Origin of the sequence: Streptococcus hyointestinalis (genome assembly GCF_011039275.1) — a bacterium.
Lineage (GTDB): Bacteria > Bacillota > Bacilli > Lactobacillales > Streptococcaceae > Streptococcus > Streptococcus hyointestinalis_A.
In genome coordinates this window covers 1,075,037-1,099,392 of record NZ_JAAKGB010000001.1, presented here as the reverse complement: position 1 = coordinate 1,099,392, position 24,356 = coordinate 1,075,037, and the positions used below count along the sequence as shown (strand labels likewise).

General features: G+C 43.3%; 19 protein-coding genes and 1 riboswitch. Of the genes, 13 read left to right on the top strand and 6 right to left on the bottom strand.

All coding sequences use genetic code 11. The features are described from left to right. Positions 1 to 66: 66 nt before the first annotated feature. From G5B60_RS05250 to G5B60_RS05210, 9 genes are all read left to right on the top strand, one after another. A complete protein-coding gene (locus G5B60_RS05250; RefSeq protein ID WP_164683018.1) occupies positions 67 to 3,168 on the top strand; it encodes a DNA polymerase III subunit alpha in 3,102 nt (1,033 codons plus the stop codon). An 81-nt stretch (positions 3,169 to 3,249) separates the two neighbouring features. Next, on the top strand, positions 3,250 to 4,263 hold the full coding sequence (gene pfkA / locus G5B60_RS05245; RefSeq protein ID WP_115269590.1) for a 6-phosphofructokinase: 1,014 nt from the start codon (positions 3,250 to 3,252) through the stop codon (positions 4,261 to 4,263). A 60-nt stretch (positions 4,264 to 4,323) separates the two neighbouring features. Then, positions 4,324 to 5,826, top strand: coding sequence for a pyruvate kinase (pyk, locus tag G5B60_RS05240; RefSeq protein ID WP_115269592.1), 1,503 nt, complete (start codon positions 4,324 to 4,326; stop codon positions 5,824 to 5,826). Positions 5,827 to 5,982: 156 nt separating this feature from the next. Then, the gene (gene lepB / locus G5B60_RS05235; protein ID WP_164683017.1) at positions 5,983 to 6,540 is read left to right on the top strand and encodes a signal peptidase I; all 558 of its coding nucleotides are present in this window, start codon (positions 5,983 to 5,985) and stop codon (positions 6,538 to 6,540) included. A gap of 177 nt (positions 6,541 to 6,717) precedes the next feature. Continuing rightward, positions 6,718 to 8,532, top strand: a complete 1,815-nt coding sequence (gene glmS, locus G5B60_RS05230) for a glutamine--fructose-6-phosphate transaminase (isomerizing) (protein WP_164684197.1) — start codon at positions 6,718 to 6,720, stop codon at positions 8,530 to 8,532. Between the two features lie 93 nt (positions 8,533 to 8,625). Next, on the top strand, positions 8,626 to 8,961 hold the full coding sequence (locus G5B60_RS05225; protein WP_164683016.1) for a zinc ribbon domain-containing protein YjdM: 336 nt from the start codon (positions 8,626 to 8,628) through the stop codon (positions 8,959 to 8,961). 129 nt (positions 8,962 to 9,090) lie between these two features. Next, positions 9,091 to 9,732 (top strand): amino acid ABC transporter permease, encoded by a 642-nt coding sequence (locus G5B60_RS05220; RefSeq protein WP_115269600.1) that lies wholly within the window; start codon positions 9,091 to 9,093, stop codon positions 9,730 to 9,732. Between the two features lie 9 nt (positions 9,733 to 9,741). Beyond that, entirely contained in the window at positions 9,742 to 10,371 is a 630-nt protein-coding gene (locus G5B60_RS05215) for an amino acid ABC transporter ATP-binding protein (protein WP_164683015.1), read from the top strand. 17 nt (positions 10,372 to 10,388) lie between these two features. Next, the gene (locus tag G5B60_RS05210; protein WP_164683014.1) at positions 10,389 to 11,222 is read left to right on the top strand and encodes an amino acid ABC transporter substrate-binding protein; all 834 of its coding nucleotides are present in this window, start codon (positions 10,389 to 10,391) and stop codon (positions 11,220 to 11,222) included. Between the two features lie 84 nt (positions 11,223 to 11,306). Here the strand turns inward: G5B60_RS05210 and G5B60_RS05205 are convergent, their stop codons facing one another. Both G5B60_RS05205 and G5B60_RS05200 read right to left on the bottom strand, forming a co-directional pair. Next, positions 11,307 to 12,500, bottom strand: a complete 1,194-nt coding sequence (locus tag G5B60_RS05205) for a cation diffusion facilitator family transporter (protein WP_164683013.1) — start codon at positions 12,498 to 12,500, stop codon at positions 11,307 to 11,309. Between the two features lie 102 nt (positions 12,501 to 12,602). Continuing rightward, entirely contained in the window at positions 12,603 to 13,931 is a 1,329-nt protein-coding gene (locus G5B60_RS05200; protein WP_164683012.1) for an alanine/glycine:cation symporter family protein, read from the bottom strand. Positions 13,932 to 14,053: 122 nt separating this feature from the next. Then, positions 14,054 to 14,148, bottom strand: a riboswitch (glycine riboswitch). Positions 14,149 to 14,459: 311 nt separating this feature from the next. Between G5B60_RS05200 and G5B60_RS05195 the strand changes: the two genes are divergently transcribed. The 4 genes from G5B60_RS05195 to G5B60_RS05180 all read left to right on the top strand — a co-directional run bounded on the left by G5B60_RS05195 (position 14,460) and on the right by G5B60_RS05180 (position 20,301). After that, positions 14,460 to 15,779, top strand: coding sequence for a uracil-xanthine permease family protein (locus G5B60_RS05195; RefSeq protein ID WP_164683011.1), 1,320 nt, complete (start codon positions 14,460 to 14,462; stop codon positions 15,777 to 15,779). Positions 15,780 to 15,878: 99 nt separating this feature from the next. Then, entirely contained in the window at positions 15,879 to 18,155 is a 2,277-nt protein-coding gene (gene pcrA / locus G5B60_RS05190; RefSeq protein ID WP_164683010.1) for a DNA helicase PcrA, read from the top strand. Positions 18,156 to 18,268: 113 nt separating this feature from the next. Then, positions 18,269 to 19,555: an O-acetylhomoserine aminocarboxypropyltransferase/cysteine synthase family protein gene (locus G5B60_RS05185; protein WP_164683009.1), complete on the top strand. Its 1,287-nt coding sequence runs from the start codon at positions 18,269 to 18,271 to the stop codon at positions 19,553 to 19,555. A gap of 8 nt (positions 19,556 to 19,563) precedes the next feature. Then, positions 19,564 to 20,301, top strand: coding sequence for a cyclase family protein (locus tag G5B60_RS05180; protein ID WP_164683008.1), 738 nt, complete (start codon positions 19,564 to 19,566; stop codon positions 20,299 to 20,301). Positions 20,302 to 20,402: 101 nt separating this feature from the next. Here the strand turns inward: G5B60_RS05180 and G5B60_RS05175 are convergent, their stop codons facing one another. The 4 genes from G5B60_RS05175 to G5B60_RS05160 all read right to left on the bottom strand — a co-directional run bounded on the left by G5B60_RS05175 (position 20,403) and on the right by G5B60_RS05160 (position 24,288). Further along, on the bottom strand, positions 20,403 to 22,151 hold the full coding sequence (locus tag G5B60_RS05175) for a glycerophosphodiester phosphodiesterase (protein WP_164683007.1): 1,749 nt from the start codon (positions 22,149 to 22,151) through the stop codon (positions 20,403 to 20,405). Positions 22,152 to 22,232: 81 nt separating this feature from the next. Continuing rightward, on the bottom strand, positions 22,233 to 22,373 hold the full coding sequence (locus tag G5B60_RS05170; protein ID WP_164683006.1) for a hypothetical protein: 141 nt from the start codon (positions 22,371 to 22,373) through the stop codon (positions 22,233 to 22,235). A 97-nt stretch (positions 22,374 to 22,470) separates the two neighbouring features. Then, positions 22,471 to 23,376 carry an AraC family transcriptional regulator gene (locus tag G5B60_RS05165; protein WP_241154506.1) on the bottom strand — a complete coding sequence of 302 codons (906 nt, stop codon included), beginning with the start codon at positions 23,374 to 23,376 and terminating at the stop codon, positions 22,471 to 22,473. A gap of 114 nt (positions 23,377 to 23,490) precedes the next feature. Continuing rightward, a complete protein-coding gene (locus tag G5B60_RS05160; RefSeq protein ID WP_164683004.1) occupies positions 23,491 to 24,288 on the bottom strand; it encodes a hypothetical protein in 798 nt (265 codons plus the stop codon). Positions 24,289 to 24,356 lie beyond the last annotated feature (68 nt).

The following is a 24,356-nucleotide window of genomic DNA, read 5'->3' as shown; positions in this document are numbered from 1 at the left end:
TTTCCCCTTAATACAAATTTTTAGTATAATAGTAAGAAAAAAGAAGCACTAGTTTTGGAGGCAGTCATGTTTGCGCAGCTAAATACAAAAACCGTTTATTCCTTTATGGACAGTTTGGTTGACATTGACCATTATATTTCACAAGCAAAAGAGCTTGGCTACCAAACGATTGGTATCATGGATAACAACATGTACGCTGCCTATCATTTTGCTCAAAAGGCACAAAAAGCAGGTTTAAAGCCTGTGATTGGTGCTGAGTTCCAGCTTGCTTTGGATGAGAAAGACGTACCTATCCAGCTGATAGCACGCAGTAGCACAGGCTATCGTCATCTGATGAAGCTAGCGACAAAGGCGATGACAACAGGTTTAGAGCATAAAGACTTGATTGATTACCAAGAAGACTTGGCTGTGGTTGTGCCTTACCAAGAAGACTTAGAGTGGTTAGATTTAGGGCTTGCCTTTTTTTGGGGCGTATCTCCAAAGTCTCCTATAAAAGACTACGATAGACCGACTCTTGCTATGTTAAGTGTCCGCTACTTTGATAGTAGCGATATTGAGAGTTTGCAGGTGCTTCGTGCTATCAGAGACAATGTCACCCTAAGAGAAGTCCCTACCATTAGGCAGGAGGAGTCTTTTTTGCCTCATCATGTTGTTGAGGACATGTTTCAGCAGTTGCACCCACAGGCGCTAACGAATCTCGAAAAGCTTGTGGAGCCTATCAGCTATAGCTTTGATAGTCAATTAAAATTACCAAGATTTAACCGTCAAATGCCTGCTCATGAGGAGTTGCGCAAGCGAACAGAGGATGGACTCAAGCAGAAAAATCTTTGGACAGAAGCCTATCAAGAAAGGCTTGAGCATGAGTTGGCGATTATTCATCGTATGGGCTTTGATGATTATTTTTTAATTGTCTGGGATTTGTTGCGCTTTGGGCGCAGTCGTGGCTATTATATGGGAATGGGGCGTGGCTCTGCGGCAGGTAGTCTAGTCGCTTACGCCCTTGATATTACAGGCATTGACCCTGTGCGCAATAAACTGCTTTTTGAGCGTTTTTTAAATGAAGAGCGTTTCAGCATGCCTGATATTGATATTGATTTGCCAGATATTTACCGTAGCGAGTTTCTTCATTATGTCCGTGACCGCTATGGAAGTACGCATACAGCGCAGATTGTTACCTTCTCGACATTTGGTGCCAAGCAGGCTATACGTGACGTGTTTAAGCGCTTTGGCACACCAGAGTACGAACTGACGAACATCACCCGAAAAATAGGTTTTCGAGATACTTTGACTACAGTCTATGAGAGAAATCTTGCCTTTCGTCAGCTGATGAACAGCCGCCCAGAATACCAACGGGCTTTTGCGATTGCAAAGCGTATAGAGGGCAATCCTCGCCAGACCTCCATTCACGCAGCTGGTGTGGTGATGAGCGATGATGAACTGACTGACCATATTCCGCTCAAGAGCGGTGAGGATATGATGATTACGCAGTACGACGCTGGTGCTGTTGAGGCAAATGGTCTGCTCAAGATGGACTTTTTGGGACTGCGTAACCTCACCTTTGTCCAAAAAATGAAAGAAAAAGTCTTAGCGGACTACGGCGTTGCCATTGATATTGCTAGCATTGACTTGGAGGACAAGGAGACATTAGCCCTATTTGCTAGCGGTCGGACAAAAGGTATCTTCCAGTTTGAGCAGGCAGGCGCCATCAATCTTTTAAAACGTGTCAAGCCTACCTGCTTTGAGGATGTCGTTGCCACGACCAGTCTGAACCGCCCAGGCGCTAGTGATTATATTGATAATTTCATCAATCGGCGCTTTGGACGGGAAAAAGTGGACCTGCTTGACCCTGCTATTGCTTCTATCCTAGAGCCGACCTATGGCATTATGCTCTATCAAGAGCAGGTCATGCAAATTGCTCAGGTCTATGCTGGCTTTACTTTGGGAAAAGCCGATTTATTGCGCAGGGCGATGTCCAAGAAAAAAGCCGATGAGATGCAGGAGATGAGTGCTGATTTCATCAAAGGGGCGTTAGCTTTGGGGCATGAGCGTGACATGGCAGAACAGATTTTTGAGCGTATGGCTAAGTTTGCTGGCTACGGTTTTAACCGCAGTCATGCCTATGCTTACTGTGCACTGGCTTTTCAGATTGCTTACTTTAAAGCCCACTATCCCGATGTTTTTTACGATATTATGCTCAACTACTCAAGTGCTGACTACATTACAGACGCTCTTGAAGCTGGCTACCAACTGGCAAAATTATCGCTAAACACGATTCCTTATAAGGATAAGGTTAAGGACAAGAAGATTCACTTAGGACTGAATAACATCAAGGGTTTTCCAAGAGAACTTGCCTATTGGATTATTGAAAATCGTCCTTTTGAGAGTATCGAGGACTTCCTCACTCGTCTGCCAGTTCATTTTCGTAAAAAGGATATTATCGAACCTTTAGTAGCTATTGGTTTATTTGACAGTTTTGAGCCCAATCGCAGAAAAGTTCAGGATAATTTAGACAATCTCTTTGTTTTTGTCAATGAGCTGGGCAGTCTCTTTGCTGAGTCTTCTTATAACTGGCAAGAAGCTGAAGATTATAGCGCTGCTGAAAAATATAAACTTGAGCAAGACATCTTAGGAATAGGCGTCAGCCCACATCCGCTAAAGGTCTTAGCCAAGCAGGCTACACGTCCTTATACTAGTCTATCCAGTCTGGAGATATCATCAAGAGCAACGATTCTCATCCAAATTGAGCGTATCAAGATTATCCGCACCAAGTCAACAGGGCAACAAATGGCATTTTTAAGCGTGACAGACACCAATAAAAAGTTGGATGTCACTATTTTCCCTGAAGTTTACGCTAAGTATAAAGCAAGCTTACACGAGGGAGGTTACTATTATCTCACTGGCAAAATCAACGAACGGGACAATCACTTACAAATGGTGTTAGAAACAGTAGAAGAAGTGACCAGTGAGCGCTTGTGGCTTTTACTGGAAAATCACGAGCATGACCAAGCCATTTCGGAGATTCTCAAAAAATACCCAGGCAATATTCCAGTCATTCTTCACTATCAAGATAGTAAAGAAACGCTCCAAAGCCAACATCACATGGTAGAAAAAAGTGCTTTTTTAGAAGAAGAACTGCATAAATTTGTGCTGAAAACGGTTTTTCGATAAAAAAACGACATAAACTTCCCCATTTTGTGTCGCATGTGCTATAATAGTAACGTTAAAATATTTAAAGGAGTATCAAGCAAAATGAAACGTATTGCTGTATTAACCAGTGGTGGCGACGCCCCTGGGATGAACGCTGCCATTCGTGCAGTTGTTCGTAAAGCAATTTCTGAGGGAATGGAAGTTTATGGTATCAACCGAGGTTACGCTGGTATGGTTGATGGCGACATCTTTCCTTTAGATGCTCGCAGTGTGTCAAACACGCTTTCACACGGCGGAACTTTCTTGCGTTCAGCACGTTATCCAGAGTTTGCTCAATTAGAAGGGCAATTGGCTGGTATCGAGCAGTTGAAAAAACATGGCATTGAAGGTGTCGTTGTTATCGGTGGAGATGGTTCTTACCATGGAGCTATGCGCTTGACTGAGCATGGATTCCCAGCAGTAGGTCTTCCAGGAACTATTGATAACGATATCGTAGGTACAGACTACACTATCGGTTTTGACACAGCTGTTCAAACTGCTACAGAAGCCTTGGATAAAATCCGTGACACTTCTGCAAGTCACCACCGTACTTTTGTTGTTGAGGTTATGGGACGTAATGCAGGAGATATCGCTTTGTGGTCTGGTATCGCTGCTGGTGCTGACCAAATCATCATCCCAGAAGAAGAATTTGACATTAACACTGTTGTTGCTAATGTGCGTGATGGCTATGAAAACAAAGGCAAATCACATCACCTCATTGTTCTTGCTGAAGGGGTTATGAGTGGTGAAGAGTTCGCCGCTAAAATGAAAGAAGCTGGCGATACAAGCGACCTTCGTGTGACAAACCTTGGTCACATCCTTCGTGGTGGAACACCTACAGCTCGTGACCGTGTGTTAGCATCTTGGATGGGTGCGCATGCAGTCGAATTGCTTAAAGAAGGACGTGGTGGGGTAGCCGTTGGTATCCACAACGAAGAGTTGGTTGAGAGTCCTATTTTAGGAACTAAAGAAGAAGGTGCCTTGTTTAGTCTTACAGACGATGGCAAAATCAAAGTTAATACTCCGCACAAAGCACGTCTTGACTTTGCGGCACTTAACCGTGATTTAGCACACTAAATCATCACTATTCTTAATACGTTATTAAAATAACACAAATAGAGGGAGTTCATATTTATCATGAATAAACGTGTAAAAATTGTTGCAACACTTGGTCCTGCGGTAGAACTTCGCGGCGGTAAAAAATTTGGTGAAGATGGTTACTGGGGTGAAAAACTTGATGTTGAAGCTTCAGCACAAAACATTGCTAAATTGATCGAAGCTGGAGCAAACACTTTCCGTTTCAACTTCTCACATGGTGACCACGCTGAGCAAGGTGAACGTATGGCTACTGTACGTCGTGCCGAAGAAATCGCTGGACAACGTGTTGGTTACTTGCTTGACACTAAAGGTCCTGAAATGCGTACAGAGTTGTTCGAAGGCGACGCTAAAGAATACTCTTACAAAACAGGTGACAAACTTCGTGTTGCGACAAAACAAGGTATCAAATCAACTAAAGACCTTATTGCATTGAACGTTGCTGGTGGTCTTGATATCTTTGATGATGTAGCAGAAGGTCAAACTATCCTTATCGACGATGGTAAACTTGGTCTTACAGTTCTTGCAAAAGACGCTGCTACTCGTGAATTTGAAGTAGAAGTACAAAACGACGGTATCATCGCTAAACAAAAAGGTGTTAACATCCCTAACACTAAAATCCCATTCCCAGCACTTGCTGACCGTGATAACGCAGATATCCGCTTTGGTTTGGAGCAAGGTATCAACTTCATCGCGATTTCATTCGTTCGTACTGCAAAAGACGTTAACGAAGTACGTGCTATCTGTGAAGAAACTGGAAATGGTCACGTTAAACTCTTTGCTAAAATCGAAAACCAACAAGGTATTGATAACCTTGATGAAATCATCGAAGCAGCTGATGGTATCATGATCGCTCGTGGTGACATGGGTATCGAAGTACCATTTGAAATGGTTCCAGTTTACCAAAAAATCATCATTGACAAAGTAAACGCTGCTGGTAAAGTTGTTATCACAGCAACAAACATGCTTGAAACAATGACTGACAAACCACGTGCAACTCGTTCAGAAGTATCTGACGTCTTCAACGCTGTTATCGACGGTACTGACGCTACAATGCTTTCAGGTGAGTCTGCAAACGGTAAATACCCACTTGAGTCAGTAACTACAATGGCAACTATCGATAAGAACGCTCAAACACTTCTTAACGAATACGGTCGTCTTGACTCAACTAAATTCAGCCGTACAACTAAGACTGAAGTTGTGGCTTCAGCTGTAAAAGATGCTACTAACTCAATGGACATCAAATTGGTTGTTGCACTTACAGAATCAGGTAACACAGCTCGCTTGATTTCTAAATACCGTCCAGATACAGATATCTTGGCTGTTACATTTGATGAATTGACACAACGTTCATTGATGCTTAACTGGGGTGTTATTCCAGTTGTGACTGACAAACCAGCTTCAACTGACGATATGTTCGAAGTTGCTGAACGTGTTGCTCTTCAATCTGGATTGGTACAATCCGGCGATAACATCGTTATCGTTGCTGGTGTTCCAGTTGGTTCAGGTGGTACTAACACAATGCGTATCCGCACTGTTAAATAATAACAATGAAAGGCTAGAGTTTTCTAGTCTTTTATTTTTGTAAAAATAGCTTATAAAAAGTGAAAATATACTTGAAAATTGAATTGTGTTTTTAACTTGACTTCTCTTTTTTTATTTTTTATTTCATGGTATAATAGATAAAAAGTAGGGAGTGTCATGGTTAAAAGAGATTTTATTCGTAATATTATACTAGTCATCATAGCTATTTTAGCGATATTTTTGCTACATCGTTTCGTCTTTTCAACCTTTAAAGTACACGATGATGCAGCAAATACCTATCTATCTTCTGGTGATATTGTACTGGTCAACAAAAATAAAGAGCCACAGTATAAGGATTTTGTTGTTTATGAGGAAAAGGGTATTTACTATATTAGTCGTGTGATTGGAACGCCTGGGGAGCAAGTTACAGTCATGGACGATATCCTCTATGTCAATAACCTTCACCAAGAAGAGCCTTATATCGAGCGTATAAAAGCCAAGTTCCAATCGACTAATGATAGTCAGGTAGCGTTTACATCGGATTTATCTGTCAGCAGCTTGACAGATAGCAAGTATGAGACCATTCCAAAAGGAAAATATCTCGTGCTAAATGATAACCGTCAAAACACTAATGACAGTCGTCGATTTGGCTTGATTTCAAAGAGCCAAATTAGAGGTGTGATTAGCTTCAAACTCTATCCATTTAGCGAGTTTGGTTTTGTTAAAACAGAGTAGAGATTAGATTTTCTAATCTCTTTTTTTGTCCAAATGAGACTATACCAATTTTTAAGTTGACAAGGATAGAAAAACGTTATATACTTATTTTACCGTCAAATAAGACGTTGAAATTGAACTATACCAATTTCAAAATAATAAGAAGGAGAGATGAGGAACTCCTCATCAATGAGAATTATGTGTGGTATTGTTGGTGTTGTTGGAAATTCCAACGCAACAGATATTTTACTTCAAGGACTTGAAAAATTAGAATACCGTGGTTATGACTCAGCTGGTATTTTTGTTGCGGATAAGGACAAGGCGCAGCTTGTGAAGTCTGTCGGATGTATCGCTGAGTTGGAAGCAAAAGTGGTCGGAAAAGTATCAGGAACGGCTGGAATCGGGCATACACGCTGGGCAACTCATGGTAAACCAAGTGAGGACAATGCACATCCGCATACCTCAAAGACAGGACGCTTTGTTTTGGTGCACAACGGTGTGATTGAAAACTATCTCTACATCAAAGAGACTTATTTGGTTGGTCATGACTTGAAAGGGCAAACAGATACTGAAATTGCGGTTCACCTTATCGGTAAATTTGTCGAAGAAGATGATCTATCTGTTTTGGAAGCCTTCAAAAAAGCTTTGCACATTATCGAAGGTTCTTACGCCTTTGCACTTATGGATGCTACTGACAGCGAGGTTATCTACGTCGCTAAAAACAAATCACCACTTCTTATCGGACTAGGTGATGGCTACAACATGGTCTGCTCTGATGCTATGGCGATGATTCGTGAAACAAGTGAATTCATGGAAATCCATGACAAAGAGCTTGTTGTTGTTACCAAGGATACAGTAACTGTTCAAGATTATGATGGCAACGTCATTGAACGTGACAGTTACCAAGCTGAGCTTGACTTGTCTGATATTGGTAAAGGTACCTATCCATTTTACATGCTAAAAGAAATCGATGAGCAACCAACTGTTATGCGTAAACTCATCTCAACTTATGCTGATGAAAATGGCAATGTTACTGTAGATGATGCGATTATCAAGGCAGTGCAAGAGGCTGATCGTCTCTATATCATCGCAGCCGGGACATCTTATCACGCTGGTTTTGCGGCAAAGAATTTCTTAGAAGCTCTTACAGATACGCCAGTTGAGCTGGGTATCGCCTCTGAATGGGGATACTACACACCGATTTTGAGTAAGAAACCGCTCTTTATCTTTATCAGCCAGTCGGGTGAGACAGCTGATAGCCGTCAAGTTTTGGTTAAGGCAAACCAAATGGGAATTCCTAGCTTGACCGTTACAAACGTCCCAGGCTCTACCCTTTCTCGTGAAGCAACGCACACCATGTTACTTCACGCTGGTCCTGAAATTGCCGTTGCTTCTACAAAAGCCTACACAGCTCAAGTAGCTACACTTGCCTTTTTAGCAAAAGCAGTGGGTGAAGCCAATAACAGCCCAGTTGCTAAGTCCTTTGACTTGGTACATGAGCTTTCTATCGTTGCACAAGCTATCGAAGCGACGCTATCGGAGAAGGACCTTATCGCTGACAAGGTTGAAAAACTGTTGGCGACAACACGCAACGCTTTCTACATTGGACGTGGTTCAGATTACTATGTGACCATGGAAGCTGCATTGAAATTAAAAGAAATTTCTTACATCCAATGCGAAGGCTTTGCGGCAGGTGAGCTTAAGCACGGTACCATTTCATTGATTGAGGACGGAACACCCGGCATTGCTTTATTATCGTCTAATGAAGCTGTAGCAGCGCATACACGTGGTAATATCCAAGAAGTTGTCGCTCGTGGAGCTAACGCTTTGACTATTGTTGAAGAAGGTTTGGAACGTGAGGGTGATGATATCATCGTCAACAAGGTACATCCGTTCTTGAGTGCTATTTCAATGGTTATTCCAACGCAATTGATTGCTTACTATGCGTCCTTGCAGCGTGGGCTTGATGTTGATAAACCACGTAACCTCGCTAAAGCTGTAACAGTTGAATAAAAGGCTCACACCTATTGCAAATAGCGCCAACTTTAGGTACAATAGATTGTATACTCTCAAAAATTGACACTATTTAATACATAAGGAGAAACTATGTCTTTACCGAATTGTCCAAAATGCAACTCTGAATATGTCTACGAAGATGGCGTCCTTTTGGTTTGCCCAGAGTGTGCCTATGAGTGGAATCCAGAAGAAGTAGTCGAAGAAGAAGGACTTGTTGTTTTAGATAGCAACGGTACACGCCTAGCAGATGGGGATACTGTGACGGTCATCAAAGATTTGAAAGTCAAGGGTGCACCAAAAGACATCAAGCAAGGCACTCGTGTAAAAAACATTCGTTTGGTTGAGGGTGACCACAACATCGACTGTAAAGTGGACGGATTTGGGGCGATGAAACTCAAATCAGAATTCGTCAAAAAATTATCATAAAAAAGCTGGTCTTGGACCAGTTTTTTTATTGTCTTATCAAATAGTCTTAAGATTTTTTAAAATAAACATACACAAATACCTAAATTTTTGGTACAATAGATACAATTATTGTAATTTAAAGGAAGGGTTATGTCTTATATTTCACAGGTTTTACCTAGTCTTTTAGATGGTGCTAGTGTCTCTCTGCAAGTTTTTTTCATCGTACTTATATTGTCTATCCCTCTAGGTGCGATACTTGCCTTTTTGATGCAAATTCCGTTTCGATTATTGCGCTATTTGCTGACGGTCTATATTTGGATTATGCGGGGAACGCCGCTGCTTTTGCAGTTGATTTTTATTTACTATGTGTTGCCAAGTGTAGGGATTAGCATTGACCGTATGCCAGCAGCCATTATTGCCTTTACGCTCAATTATGCGGCTTATTTTGCAGAAATTTTCCGTGGAGGGATTGCTTCTATCCCTAGAGGACAATACGAAGCAGCTAAGGTGCTAAAGTTTACGCCTGTACAAACCGTTCGCTACATCATCTTACCGCAAGTGATTAAGATTGTATTGCCTAGCGTATTCAACGAAGTCATCACCTTGGTGAAAGACACCTCACTTGTTTACGTGATTGGGGTTGGTGACCTTCTTTTGGCAAGTCGAACAGCGGCTAACCGTGACGCCAGCCTTGCGCCTATGTTTATCGCAGGAGCCATCTATTTGATTATGATTGGGATTGTTACCCTTATCTCAAAACAAGTCGAAAAGAAATATGATTATTACAAATAAGGAGGCTAAATGTTAGAATTAAAAAATATCTCCAAGCGTTTTGGACAAAAAGTGATTTTTACAGACTTTAGCCTACAAGTTGAGGATGGAAAGATTTTATCATTGGTTGGTCCATCAGGTGGTGGTAAAACGACCTTACTGCGCATGTTGGCAGGTCTAGAGACAGTAGATTCTGGCGAGGTGATCTATAACGGTCAGACCATTCCTGTTGGAGAATTGGAAAAATTAAACTTGCTTGGTTTTGTTTTCCAAGATTTTCAGCTCTTTCCACATCTCTCTGTCATGGACAATCTCATTCTATCTCCAGTGAAAACTGCTGGTATGCGTAAAGAAGACGCCATTCAAAAAGCGACCGGACTGCTTGAACGCTTAGGGCTTGGTGAGCATGCCACTGCCTATCCTTATTCACTGTCTGGTGGGCAAAAGCAGCGTGTTGCGCTTGCTCGTGCTATGATGATTGACCCGCAGATTATCGGCTACGATGAGCCAACCAGTGCCCTCGACCCTGAGTTGCGTCAGGAAGTAGAGCATTTGATTTTGCAAAACCGTGAGGCTGGAATGACGCAGATTGTTGTGACCCACGACTTGCAATTTGCTGAGAATATTTCTGATGTTATGATAAAAATTAACCCTAAATAGGGAAGTGGAGGTTTGTGATGACGCTAAAAAAATGGATAGTGGGTGCAGTAGTCGCCCTTGGTTTGGTGTCGCTAACAGCTTGTTCATCAAGTAGTAACACCAAAAAAGATAACTGGGACACTTACCAATCAAAAAAAACGATTACCATTGGTTTTGACAATACTTTTGTTCCTATGGGATATGAGAACGAAAAAGGGAAAAATGTTGGTTTTGACATTGACCTAGCCAATGCTGTTTTCAAACAATATGGTATCACTGTTAAATGGCAACCCATCAACTGGGATCTTAAGGAAACAGAGCTGACCAATGGGAAAATTGACATGATTTGGAATGGTTACTCTGTCACAGATGAGCGCCTTAAAAAAGTGAGCTTTACCATTCCTTACATGAAAAACGACCAAGTACTGGTCACTAAAAAATCGTCAGGCACTACAAGTTTTGAAGGCATGAAGGGCAAAACACTTGGTGCGCAAGCAGGCTCATCTGGTTATGCAGCCTTTAATGACCAGCCTAAAGTGCTTAAAAATCTTGTCAAAGGCAATGATGCCACACAGTACGAGACCTTTACTCAAGCACTTATTGACCTAAAAAACGACCGTATTGATGGGCTCTTGATTGACCGTGTTTATGCCAATTACTACCTCAAACAAGAAGGTGAGTTGGACAATTACAATATCATCACAGGGTCATTTGAGAGTGAGGACTTTGCAGCAGGTGCACGTAAGGCAGACAAGACTTTAATCAAGAAAGTCAATGCAGCCCTACGTAAGCTTTACCAATCAGGTGATTTCCAAAAGATTTCTAATAAATGGTTCGGTGAAGACGTCGCAACCAGTGAAGTTAAGAATTAAAAAAGCGAGTGTACACTCGCTTTTTTGTGTGATGTGATTTTTTAGAGTAAAACAAATAACCACCCATTTAACGGGTGGTTATCATTACTGTTTAGGGGTAATTTGGTGAAAGATTAAGAACCATTTTTCATGACGCCGCCAAAGGCTGGTGTGATGGGCGCCGTCTAGAGCGTAAGTGATGAGCTTTGTTTTTTGGCTGATAGATTGGATGGTGAAATCTGTGAAGTTGCAAGGATGAAAGACCTCTCTTTCAAAAAACTCATCTCTCGTGTAATAGTCCCCTTTTTCATCGATCATGATAAAATCTTTTGCGATGTACTCTTCATAACCTGGGATTTTGGAGAGGATGATTTTTTCATTGCGAAAGAGCTTGCGTGTCACATTGCCAAAGACCTCATCCTCGGGGATAGCAGCAGGCTCGACATGGATGTCAATATCGTAAATGGCAAAGCGCTGGCTGAGCATGGTTTCGACTTGTTCGGTAATGGCATGACTTTCGTAAACGGAAAGGTCAGGATTCATCTCAAGGACGATGTCAAGATAGATATTGCTACCGTAGTTTCGACCACGTTGTGACTTGACAGCAGAAATTTTAGGAATTTCAAGGATGGCTTCTTCGTAGGCTTTGAGTTGCTTATCGTCAAATCCATCCGACAGACTAAAGGCGCTTTCGATAAAAATATCGTAGGCGGTCTTTAAGATAAAGCAGGTGATGACAATGGCAGCCAAGCGGTCAATGATTGTCAGATGTAAGGACGCTGCTGTGATAGCTAGAGAAGTCCCTAGAGAGGTCACTGCGTCTGAGAGATTATCCTTTGAGGCAGCGACGAGTGCACTTGATTTGACCTTGTGAGACAGGTGTCTATTGTAGGCGTAGACGCCGAGCATGACAACGGCAGATAGGACACCGACCCAAGCCCCAAGGGGATCCACTTGAGTCTCTGTATGGTGGATAATCTTTTGCAAGGTTTGAAAGAGTAGCTGAAAACCTACGACAAACATGATAAAGGATGTGATAAGGCTGGCTAAATCTTCAAATTTCCAGTGCCCAAAGCGATGGTCATTATCAGCAGGCTGGCTGGCGAGATAGAGTCCAACAAGCAGAGCAACATTGCCTAAAATATCCGACAGGTTGTTAAAGCCGTCCGCTACCAGCGACTCTGCATTCATGGTATAGCCAGCGACGAGTTTTGCGATGGTCAAGGTCAGATAAGCAATGATACTGACGATGGGGCCACGCATAGCGATTTTTAAGTTTTTAACAGGATTTGTTGCCATAAAACCTCCTAAGCATTATGTTATTATACCATAAAGAGCCCTTGTTCGTTAAGTCGTTTAAGAAGATATTGGCACTAAAAAACAAAGTCGACTGACTTTGTTTTATTGTTTATCAAAATATTTTTTCGTTTCTCTGAAGATAACAGGTGATAGGGCGAGGAGTGCGATAAGGTTAGGCAGAGCCATGAGACCATTGACGATATCTGCGATAATCCAGATGAGGTCAAGCTTGAGAAATCCTCCAGCAGCGACCATAAGGATGAAAATAGAGCGGTAGAGCCAGATACCTTTTGTCCCAAAGAGAAACTCAAAACAGCGCTCTCCGTAGTAGCTCCAGCCAAGGATAGTCGTAAAGGCAAAGAGCACAAGACAGAGCGTCAATGCGATACTTCCAACGCTACCAAATACAGTTGAAAAGGCAGCTTGTGTCAGCGGAGCGCCTTCTAAACCTTTGACTGTCCATTGACCTGTGACGATGATAGAGAGTCCTGTCAGAGTACAGATGATAAGGGTATCGATGAAGGTTCCTGTCATCGAGATGAGTCCTTGCTCAACAGGTTCATTAGTCTTAGCAGCGGCAGCAGCGATTGGTGCAGAGCCGAGACCTGATTCATTTGAAAAGACGCCACGTGCGATCCCTTTTTGGATGGCTTCTTTGACAGCAGCGCCAGCAAATCCACCAACAGCAGCTGTCCCTGTGAAAGCACCTTTGAAAACTTGTGAGAGGGCAGGGATGATATTGTCATAATGCGCAAAAATAACCGTTAGTGTCGCAAGGATGTAGAGGATAGCCATGAAAGGCACGACGCTCTCTGACACTTTAGAGATAGACTGGATACCACCAAAGATGATAACAGCAACGATAATGGCAATGATAATGCTGACAAGCTCAGGTGAGAAGCCAAAGCTGTTTTGCAAGGACGATGTGATGGAGTTGACCTGAGAGAAAGTCCCGATACCTAAAAAGGCAACCAAGATACCAGCGATGGCAAAGAAGATAGCCAGCGGTTTCCATTTTTTCCCCATACCGTTGACGATGTAGTACATCGGACCACCAGAGATATTCCCATTGTCATCCTGCGTGCGGTATTTAATAGCAAGAAGCCCTTCGGCGTATTTTGTCGCCATACCAAAGAAAGCAGCGACCCACATCCAAAAGAGTGCGCCAGGTCCACCAGTCTTGATAGCCGTTGCGACACCTACGATATTTCCCGTTCCGATAGTAGCAGCAAGAGCTGTTGCCAAAGCCGCAAAACTGGAAATATCACCCTCACCGGCACTTTTAGTGAAAATCAGCTTAAAAGCCTTTGGCAGACGGATAATCTGCAGAAAACCAAGACGAGTGGAGAGATAAATCCCTGTCCCGACCAACAAAATCAAAAGCGGCGGTCCCCAGACGAAGTTATCCAAAGCGTTAAAAAAATCAAGCACAGTTTTAAGTCCTTTCAACTTTTTCTTGTCTCAAAGAGACAAAGAGGATGACGCAAAAAAAGAGAAGCTCCAACGGAACTTCTGCACCACAAAAGATAAGCCAAAAAAGCCTTACTGGCATGTACTTATCTTCTGTCCTTTTGCCTGAGAGATTGAGCATATGCTTTGCCCCTTCGGCGCCTGTCTCTAATGGACAAGTCTCTCCAGAAGCCCGTCGATCAATCAGTCCTGTCTAGCGACACCTGAGAGTGTGATTCCTTCGGCGAAAGCAGAGCTTTCTTCTCCTGATTGACGTCATTCGGTTTATGTTATGTAATTGCTTATAAGTTTAAAGGAAAAGTGGACAATTGTCAATAACCTTTTTGAAAAAATTTAAGTTTCAAATAAGACTAGCTTTTAGAGTATCTTTGTGGTAGAATAATAAGGACGTAGGTTTTTAAACTCATCCAGAGAGGTGAGAAAGACGGAATATCTTTGGGAGCCTATGAGATTTTTGAGGGCTTTTTTTGTGCCCGGAAGGAGTTTTACATGACTGCAATGTCTCAATCTAAAGAACCGGAGTTGCTTGATTCAGAGTTAAAGACGGTCGATTTGCTGCTAGATGTTGACCAAAAGCCTGCCCCGCTAAAAGGGCTTTTGCTTAGTTTCCAGCACGTTTTTGCCATGTTTGGAGCGACTATCCTCGTTCCTCTAACACTTGGTATGCCTGTATCGGTGGCGCTCTTTGCCTCTGGCGTCGGAACACTCATCTATCAAGTGGCGACGAATTTTAAAGTGCCAGTTTACTTGGGCTCATCTTTTGCTTATATCACGGCAATGTCGCTTGCTATTAAGCAAATGGATGGCAATATCTCAGCTGCACAGACTGGGATCTTGTTTGTTGGATTGATTTATGTCGTGATTGCCGCTTTGGTGAAGCTGATTGGAACCAAGTGGATTGATACCTTGTTGCCACCGATTGTCATTGGTCCTATGATTATTGTTATCGGGCTTGGGCTTGCCAATTCGGCAGTGACCAATGCTGGTTTTGTGTCCGGTGGTAACTGGAAAAACATGCTGGTTGCCAGTGTCACCTTTTTGATTGCTGCCTTTATCAACACAAAAGGTAAAGGGTTTGTCAAAATCATTCCTTTCCTCTTTGCTATTATCGGAGGCTACGTGGTGGCTTTGTGCCTTGGTATGGTAGACCTGTCTCCAGTCGCTAAGGCAGCGTGGTTTGAATTGCCAGGCTTTATCTTGCCGTTTAAAACAGGAGTCTTTAAGCACTACGACCTCTACTTTGGACCTGAGATGTTTGCGATTTTGCCGATTTCAATCGTGACAGTGGCTGAGCACATCGGAGACCACACCGTGCTTAGTCAGATTTGCGGACGTCAGTTCTTGAAGGACCCAGGACTCAATCGTACTTTGATTGGTGATGGGGTTGCGACAACTGTTTCTGCCTTTCTCGGTGGACCTGCCAACACCACTTACGGTGAAAATACCGGGGTTATCGGGATGACACGCATTGCCTCTGTCTCTGTTATTCGTAACGCTGCCTTGATTGCGATCGCCTTTTCTTTCCTTGGTAAGTTTACAGCGCTTATCTCAACCATTCCAAGTGCTGTTTTGGGTGGTATGTCTATCTTGCTTTATGGCGTTATCGCAAGCAACGGGCTTAAGGTGTTGATTGAAAATCGTGTGGACTTTGGTCACATCAGAAATCTCATCATCGCAAGCTCTATGCTTGTGCTTGGACTTGGTGGTGCTGTGCTTGATTTGCATGCTTTGACACTATCTGGAACAGCGCTCAGTGCGATTGTCGGTGTCATTTTGAATTTGATTTTACCAAAAGAAAGTCAAGACTAAACCAAAAGACCTTCGGGTCTTTTTTTGATAACGCAAGCAATTTTCACAAAAAAATGGTATAATTTTAAGGTTAGATATAAAGTAGAATGGAAGTTACAGATGAATCCTTTACTGAATGGAATGAACGATAAACAAGCAGAAGCTGTGCAAGCAACAGAAGGACCACTGCTCATCATGGCAGGTGCTGGCTCTGGGAAAACACGTGTGCTGACCCACCGCATTGCTTATCTGATTGATGAGAAAATGGTCAATCCTTGGAATATCCTTGCTATTACCTTTACCAACAAGGCGGCTAGAGAAATGCGTGAGCGGGCGATGAAGCTCAATCCTGCTACGCAAGACACGCTGATTGCGACTTTCCACTCCATGTGTGTGCGCATTTTGCGCCGTGACGCTGACCACATCGGCTACAATCGCAATTTTACCATCGTTGACCCAGGTGAGCAAAGAACGCTGATGAAGCGTATTTTGAAAAATCTCAACATTGACTCGAAAAAGTGGAATGAGCGTGCCATTCTAGGAACCATTTCAAATGCTAAAAATGATTTGCTGGATGAGGTGGCTTATGAGAGGCAGGCTGGTGATATTTACACGCAGACTGTTGCCCGCTGTTACAAGGCTTATCAAGCAGAGCTTCGTCAGTCAGAGTCTATGGATTTTGATGACCTTATCATGCTGACACTCAAACTCTTTGATAATAATCCTGATGTGCTGGCTTACTACCAACAACGCTACCAGTACATCCATGTGGATGAGTATCAAGATACTAACCACGCTCAGTACCAGTTGGTGAAATTATTGGCGTCTCGCTTTAAAAATATATGTGTCGTTGGGGACGCAGACCAGTCTATTTACGGCTGGCGTGGAGCGGATATGCAAAATATCCTTGACTTTGAAAAAGATTATCCAGAAGCCAAGGTGGTGCTCCTTGAGGAGAACTACCGCTCAACCAAAACCATCCTACAGGCGGCTAATGACGTCATCAAAAACAATAAAAAGCGCCGTCCCAAAAAACTCTGGACACAAAATGCAGATGGGGAGCAAATCGTCTACTACCGTGCTGGTAATGAGCAAGAAGAGGCTGTCTTTGTCGCTTCAACCATTGACAATATCGTCCGTGAGACAGGCAAAAACTTTAAAGATTTTGCAGTGCTTTATCGTACCAATGCTCAGTCTCGTACCATTGAAGAAGCGCTTTTGAAATCGAATATCCCTTACACGATGGTCGGTGGCACCAAATTCTACAGCCGTAAGGAAATCCGTGATGTCATTGCTTACCTCAACGTCATCGCCAACCCAGCGGACAACATTTCCTTTGAGCGTATCGTCAATGAACCAAAGCGTGGCGTGGGACCTGGTACCGTTGAGAAATTACGTGATTTTGCAAGCAGCAACGGTCAATCGCTCCTTGCGGCAGCAGGCGATATGCTGCTCCCAATCCGTGGCAAAGCAGCAGCTGCACTAAACGAGCTATCTGCAACGCTCTTTCAATTGCGAAATCAACTGGATGATATGACACTGACTGAGCTTGTCGAGGCTGTCTTAGACAGGACAGGCTACCTGCAAGCCCTCCAAATGCAAAATACGCTAGAGAGTCAGTCACGCATTGAAAATATCGAGGAGTTTCTCTCTGTCACCAAATCATCAGACGAAGCAAATGCTGAAAATAGCTATGAGACAGGCCTAGAGCGTTTGGGGCGCTTCTTGAATGACTTGGCTCTGATTGCGGATACAGACGATGGTGAGCGTGAGACAGCAGAAGTCACGCTTATGACTCTGCACGCTGCCAAGGGGCTTGAATTTCCAGTTGTTTTTCTCATCGGGATGGAAGAGGGTGTCTTTCCACTGTCACGAGCTAGTGAGGATCCTGATGAGCTGGAAGAAGAGCGTCGCCTTGCCTATGTGGGGATCACACGAGCTGAGGAGTTGCTTTTCCTAACCAATGCCAGCTCAAGAACCCTGTACGGGCGTAGCTCACACAACCGCCCAACCCGCTTTATTCGTGAGATTGATGAGAAGCTCTTGCAATTCCAAGGATACGCTCGTCCTGTCGAGTCGTCGTTTGGTGTGCGTTATTCTGGTGAGAAAACGAGTCAATTTGGACAAGGGATGAGTCTGCAACAAGCCTTACAAGCAAGAAAAGCCAGCAACCGGCCTCAACCAACGGCTTCTGCCTTACCATTTGGGTGCAATGCTAGCGCTAGCCATTCTAGTGTGGACTGGAAAGGCGGAGACACCGTTCATCACCGCAAATGGGGTGATGGTGTCGTCCTAGAAGTCTCTGGTAGCGGTCAAACGCAAGAACTCAAAATTAATTTCCCAGACATCGGGCTCAAAAAAGTGCTCGCCAGTGTCGCTCCTATCGAGAAAAAATAAGGTTAAAAATAGAGGTATAGTTTAAAACTATACCTTTTTGCTTTGAATAAGGATTAGTCAAGATTGGTCTAAAGGAGTACAATAGAGACAACATTGACAAAAGGAGAAGTGACATGACAAAAGAAAAAGAACTTCATTTTGAAACCTTACAATTACACGCTGGACAGAGCGTTGATGAATCGAGCAAATCACGTGCAGTGCCTATTTATCAAACGACATCTTACGTCTTTGATAGCGCACAGGACGCTGAGGATATCTTTGCCTTGAGAAAGCCAGCTAACATCTATACACGTATTACCAATCCGACTGTTGCTGTTTTTGAGGACAGAATGGCAGCGCTGGAAAAGGGTGTTGGTGCTCTTGCGACGTCTTCAGGTATGGCAGCTATTACCAACACCATCCTAGCCTTAGCGCATGCTGGAGACCATGTGGTCGCAGCAACAACGCTGTATGGCGGTACCTTTAATTTGCTAAAAGAGACCTTGCCACGATACGGAATCACAGCGACTTTTGTAGACGTTGACGACCTAGTGGCTATTGAAGAAGCTATCAAGGATAATACCAAGCTCGTCTATATCGAGACGCTCGGCAATCCTCTCATCAACATTCCAGACATTGAAAAAATCGCAGCTATCGCCCATAAACACAGCATTCCGCTTGTTGCGGACAATACCTTTGCCACACCTTATCTCATCAATGTCTTTTCATACGGTGTTGATATTGTCGTGCACTCAGCTACCAAGTTTATCGGTGGTCATGGCACGACAATCGGTGGTGTCATTGTCGATAGTGGACAGTTTGACTGGGAAGCTAGCGGTAAATTCCCTCAATTTGTCGACGAAGATCCGTCCTATCACAACCTCAGCTACACTCGTGACATCGGAAAAGCTGCCTTTATCACGGCTGTGAGAACCCAATTGCTCCGTGATATGGGCGCAGCCCTCTCACCATTTAACGCTTTCTTGCTGTTGCAGGGGCTAGAAACCCTCTCGCTACGCTTAGAGCGCCATATCGAAAACACGCAAAAAATCGTGGCTTTCCTAGAAAATCATGACAAGGTAGAGAGTGTCAACTACCCGAGTCTGCCGTCCAGCCCTTACTATGACTTGGCGCAAAAGTATTTTCCAAAAGGCGTAGGCTCTATCTTTACTTTCCATGTCAAAGGCGGAGCGGACGAGGCGAGACGAGTCATTGACCACTTGAGTCTCTTTTCAAATCTAGCTAACGTCGCAGACGCCAAGTCACTCGTCGTACACCCAGCAACAACCACGCACGGGCAATTGTCGCCAAGCGATCTTGCAGCCTGTGGCATTGCGGACAATCAAATCCGACTCTCTATCGGACTTGAAAACGCTGCAGACTTGATTGCCGACTTAGAAGAAGCTTTAGATAGCATTTAGGAGGTTTTATGGTTACACTAAGAGAAGCTTTTGAGCGTTTTAAAGAAGCAAGAGTGGTGGATCTTACCCACCAAATCAATGAAAACAGTCCGCATTTTCCAGCACTGCCTGCTCTTGAGAAAAAGGACATTTTCACCTTAAAAGACGGTTTTCACGTGCAACAGTTCAGCGTCGTTGGGCAATACGGCACGCACATTGACGCTCCCATTCACTTTGTCGCTGGTGGCAAGTGGCTGGATGAGCTGCCACTTGAGAATCTCTTTTTGCCACTTTACGTCATTGATTTGTCTGAAGAAGTCGCACAAAATCCTAATTACGAATTGGGCGTGGCTGACATCTTAGCTTTTGAAGAAAAGCATGGTCAAATTGAGCCTGGTGCCTTTGTTGCTTTTCGCAGTGATTGGTCCAAGCGTTGGCCAAGCCAAGACGCTTTTAGAAACCTAAATGCCAAAGGCGAGCAGGAAACACCTGGCTGGAGTTTTGAAGCTTTAGAATTTCTCATCAAAGAAAGACAAGTCGCAGCCCTTGGGCACGAGACGCTAGACACTGACAGCGGTCAGACAGCAGCCAAAAATAATGGCGTTCTCCGTAATGAATATTATCTGCTTGAGCAGGGGATTTATCAGATAGAGGTCTTGGCTCATCTGGATAAGCTGCCAGCGACAGGTAGTTTCATTCATATCAGTTATCCGCATTTTGAAAAAGCGACAGGCTCACCCGCTCGTGTGCTCGCTTATGTGGACTAGACAGCAAAAACCGTAGGATTCTCCTATGGTTTTGTTATTTATTTTTCGTAGAGAAAACAAGAAAACCACCAGTGTAGCTGGTGGCTGATAAAGATGTAGGATTATTGTCTGCTGTTAAAGAGTCTTAGAGCACGTTGGAGATAGCTGGTATCAGCTTTCATGTCTTGGCTGGCTTCTTTAAAAATGCCGAGCTCGTCTGTGATGATACCATTTGCAGGACCGATGAGCATTTTATCCATCAAGGTTTCATCGTTAATCGTCCAGACGTAGACGTCTTTTTTCTGCTGTTCAGCGGTGAGGGCAAAGAGGGTGTTGTATGAGAACTCCTCGACAGCGTAAAAATCAACAGCATAGTTTGGTAGAGGTCCCATGTGGATTGGGATGACGTAGCCTGTACTTATCTCGGGAGCTAGTTTTTCGACTTTCTGGATAACATCCAAATCAAGCGACATGACCTTGTTGTCTTTTGTGGCATTTTGCTCTTTGAGGACCTTTAAAAAGCGCTCTACATAGTCTTTTGGCTCATGTCCGTATGGCTTGAGCTCGATAAGGATGGGCTGTTTGATAGCCTTGGCAGCAGCTAGAAATTCCTCGAGACTAGCGATATGGCTGGTAAACTTGCCTTGGTGAAGGGTCAGCTTTTGTAGTTCTTTTAAGGTCATGTTAGAGACGGTATTGTCAACGCCAGCTAGTCGTTTGAGGTTATTGTCATGGATAACGACAAAACGTTTGTCCTTTGTCATAACCACATCCATCTCAGAATAAGCAGCGCCAGCTTTTTTTGCTGCCTGCATGGCTTCGATAGAGTTTTCAACGCCAGCCTTGACATTTCCCCTGTGAGCAATCACAATCTCGTCAGGATTTTTCTTGACAAGATAAATGTCAAGGGCATTAGAAGCGACCCATAGCACTCCAAAGAAAAGGATAAAGCTAACAAGTGCGAAGCGTCCTTTTGTGGACATTTTAGCGTGCGTGCGAGTTTGCAGCTCTTTAGGCAAGTCTAGCTGACGAGTGGCTTCTATGATGAAGAAGAACTTGGTTGACAGTAAGAAAAGCGTGTAGAGAAAGGCGATGAGTGAGTAGAAGAGCGTCGCCAAGGGCAGATTATCATTTTTACTATCGAGATTGGCAAAAATGATAGTGATTCCAATAACTAAAATGATGGTAATCACAAAACTCAAGGTCGTAAGGAGCACAAGTCTTGCTGTTCGCTTCAAGAGTTTTTTGAAGGTTGACTCTCTCCAGCTGATTTGAAATGCCTTTAAAGGCGAGCTGTCTGTTAGCCCAAGGATTGGCAAGAAAGTGATGAGACGTATGTTGAGATAAGCGATAACGACCATCAAGCCACCGTAAAGGAGACTACCTGTCTGCGTTTTCGCTAGCTCCTCTCCGATAAAGTCTGGAATTTTCAAGTGGCTAAGCAGTAGCGAGTTAAAGCCGAGATTGCCTAGCGGTATCATGAGACACAGATAGAAAAAGACGATGATAAATTGCCAACTCAACAACTGCTTGACTTTTTGTGGGAATTTTTTGAGCAGGATTTTCAGCGAGTCACGGTGCCACTGGTCGGTGACTGCTAAGGTCAAGACAGCAAATTCACCGATTAAAAAGAAGGCGACAAGAACCAAAAAGAGAACCAAAAAGAAGAGGGCAATCGGGTCTTTGATAACAGTGAGAATGGTCTCTTTTGACAGCCCTGTCACCCCTGCAAAGATGAGAATACGGTTGAAGATAAACTGTAAAATCCCTTTAACGATAAAAGAATAGATGGTATAGAGAAAAAGACTGGCGATTAAAAACCGGCTTAGCGCAGGAAAGGAAGCGCTTAACTTGGATAATTTTGCTTTCATAGCACTATTTTAACACACAATAGCCTAACTTGCTAGGTCAATCATAATAAAAAAGACTGGATGTCCAGTCTTTTGCAGTCTTTATGCGTCTATAATCGTTGCGTAGTGATAGTGGGATTTGCTAAGCGCTAAGGAAGTGAAACTTTTCAGTTGGTAAATCGGATTGACCACCAAAGGATCTTGTTTGAGTAGCTTTGCGTTTTGTGATGTTGTCTTAACCATAGTAAAGTCCTCCTTTGTCAATCAAATCTTGTCATTATTTTAGACAAAGAGGCTTAACAAGAGCTGAAAAAAGCCTTAAGGAAAGCTTATAGACAGACTAGGAAGGGTTGATTAGGGACTGGCTGTCCTTTTCTTGCTTAAATTGCTTACGGTATTGGCTAGGGGTTAGTTGGTGATAGCGCTTGAATTGCCGATTGAAGTTGGATAAATTATTAAAACCGACAGATGTGGCGATGTCGATGACAGCCTTATCGGTATTGATCAGCTCTTCGCAGGCTTTGCTGAGGCGCACTTGGATGATAAACTCTGTGCAGGACGTGCCTGTATGTTGCTTAAAAAGCGTCATGAAATGGGTCTTGCTGTAGCCCATAAAGTCTGCTAAATAGTCAATAGTCAGCGGTTTATCGTAGTTGCGGTTGATATGGTCAATGACTCGTCTAATCTGGTCATTTTTGCGATAAGCGTCATCTGATAGCTTACGAATGACGTAGCGATGGTAATACAGCAGATAAGTGAGTTCATTGAGATAAGCCTTTAACAACAGCTCAAAGTGACGATCTTCAGCCTCTATGAGACGAAAAATGCGAAAAAGGCAGTCCTTAATATCCTCATAGCCCGCATCCTGTGGCTTAATGACAGGCACAAACTTAAAAGTGCTCGCTTGAAGGGGCTGCAGGTACCTAAGACTGACTTGGTCAATAATCGAGTAGCCAATCATATCAAGGTGAAACTGAAAGGTATCTGTGATGTGACGTTCATTGTGAATAGGATGGATAGAGTGCATGCCGTTAGGGCGAATGAGGATAATGTCACCCGCCTCGCTATTGAAAAAATCATAGTCGATGTGATACCTAGCTGTCCCTTCTCTGACGTAGTTAATCTCTAGCTCTGGATGCCAATGAAACAAGGTATCTGGGCGTCCATTTTCAACGGTCGTTTGATAGTATCGGTAGGGAAGTAAGTGATTATTCCCTTTATGATTGCTATGGCCGGTAATAGTCATAAAAATCATCTCTTTTCAAAATCATATGATAGTATCATTTTATCATAAAATTGCCAAACTGTCAGCTTTTGAGGGTTAAAAAGAAAAGCTCGTAAAAAGGAGCTTTTCTTGCTATCATTCTTTTACGGTGTGACGTTTTCCTCTAGCGATTGCTTCTTGTTCAGTCATTGAGACGACACGGCCAAAGTTGGTATTGCGAGGCATGTTGCTAGGAGAGTACCAGTAGACATCAGCTGTTCCGTCACGAGCGACATATACTGTCCTTGCAGTAGCCTGTGCTTGTTGTGCAGTAGCTTCTTGCTGCTGGCTAGCAGCGGCGGCTTCTTGTTGTGCTGCCTGCTGTTGCGCCGCTTGTTCAGCGGCTTTTTTAGCTTCTTCCTCTTTTTGTGTGATGGCGGTTTGAACAGCGGTGACTCTAGCCTGCAGGCTCTCTTTGACTTGCTTATCAGTGACTTTATCAACCGCTGCTTGAGCAGAGGTGATATTTTCCTTGGTTTGATTGGCTTCGAGGTTTTTGACGGATGACTCGGCTTCGGTTTGCAGTGCTTTTTCCTTTTCCTCTTTAGCCTTTTCACTTTCTTGGTTAGCTAATTGTTTTTGGAGTTTCTTTTTATCTTTTTTAAGGCTATCCAGTTGCTTTTCTAGCTTCTTTTCGTCTTTTTCAAGACTAGCTATTTTCTTTTCGTAGGACGAGGTGGTTTTTTGTTGCGTGCGTTTAAACTGCTGTTGTGTCTGTTTAAGCTCTTTTTGTAGCTGTTTGATGTCAGAGTTTTTAGAGTTCGCAAATCCTAGAGAAACAATAGTCGTTGCGATAAGCACCCACATCAAAATGTTGCTTTTAGCAGGATTATTTCCTATCCAGCTGGTAAAAGAGGTGTTCTTTTGGTTAATGTTTTTAAAGAGTTTTTTCATACCATTTTCCTTTTGCTCCTAAGTGCCATAGCACAGCGTTAAGCGTTTTCATCTATTTCTATTGTAAA

What these genes read in the sequence shown, in the direction of transcription:
- G5B60_RS05250 (WP_164683018.1), top strand. Translation starts at nt 67, where the DNA reads ATGTTTGCGCAGCTAAATACAAAAACCGTTTATTCCTTTATGGACAGT.
- pfkA (WP_115269590.1), top strand. Translation starts at nt 3,250, where the DNA reads ATGAAACGTATTGCTGTATTAACCAGTGGTGGCGACGCCCCTGGGATG.
- pyk (WP_115269592.1), top strand. Translation starts at nt 4,324, where the DNA reads ATGAATAAACGTGTAAAAATTGTTGCAACACTTGGTCCTGCGGTAGAA.
- lepB (WP_164683017.1), top strand. Translation starts at nt 5,983, where the DNA reads ATGGTTAAAAGAGATTTTATTCGTAATATTATACTAGTCATCATAGCT.
- glmS (WP_164684197.1), top strand. Translation starts at nt 6,718, where the DNA reads ATGTGTGGTATTGTTGGTGTTGTTGGAAATTCCAACGCAACAGATATT.
- G5B60_RS05225 (WP_164683016.1), top strand. Translation starts at nt 8,626, where the DNA reads ATGTCTTTACCGAATTGTCCAAAATGCAACTCTGAATATGTCTACGAA.
- G5B60_RS05220 (WP_115269600.1), top strand. Translation starts at nt 9,091, where the DNA reads ATGTCTTATATTTCACAGGTTTTACCTAGTCTTTTAGATGGTGCTAGT.
- G5B60_RS05215 (WP_164683015.1), top strand. Translation starts at nt 9,742, where the DNA reads ATGTTAGAATTAAAAAATATCTCCAAGCGTTTTGGACAAAAAGTGATT.
- G5B60_RS05210 (WP_164683014.1), top strand. Translation starts at nt 10,389, where the DNA reads ATGACGCTAAAAAAATGGATAGTGGGTGCAGTAGTCGCCCTTGGTTTG.
- G5B60_RS05205 (WP_164683013.1), bottom strand. Translation starts at nt 12,500, where the DNA reads ATGGCAACAAATCCTGTTAAAAACTTAAAAATCGCTATGCGTGGCCCC.
- G5B60_RS05195 (WP_164683011.1), top strand. Translation starts at nt 14,460, where the DNA reads ATGACTGCAATGTCTCAATCTAAAGAACCGGAGTTGCTTGATTCAGAG.
- pcrA (WP_164683010.1), top strand. Translation starts at nt 15,879, where the DNA reads ATGAATCCTTTACTGAATGGAATGAACGATAAACAAGCAGAAGCTGTG.
- G5B60_RS05185 (WP_164683009.1), top strand. Translation starts at nt 18,269, where the DNA reads ATGACAAAAGAAAAAGAACTTCATTTTGAAACCTTACAATTACACGCT.
- G5B60_RS05180 (WP_164683008.1), top strand. Translation starts at nt 19,564, where the DNA reads ATGGTTACACTAAGAGAAGCTTTTGAGCGTTTTAAAGAAGCAAGAGTG.
- G5B60_RS05175 (WP_164683007.1), bottom strand. Translation starts at nt 22,151, where the DNA reads ATGAAAGCAAAATTATCCAAGTTAAGCGCTTCCTTTCCTGCGCTAAGC.
- G5B60_RS05170 (WP_164683006.1), bottom strand. Translation starts at nt 22,373, where the DNA reads ATGGTTAAGACAACATCACAAAACGCAAAGCTACTCAAACAAGATCCT.
- G5B60_RS05165 (WP_241154506.1), bottom strand. Translation starts at nt 23,376, where the DNA reads ATGACTATTACCGGCCATAGCAATCATAAAGGGAATAATCACTTACTT.
- G5B60_RS05160 (WP_164683004.1), bottom strand. Translation starts at nt 24,288, where the DNA reads ATGAAAAAACTCTTTAAAAACATTAACCAAAAGAACACCTCTTTTACC.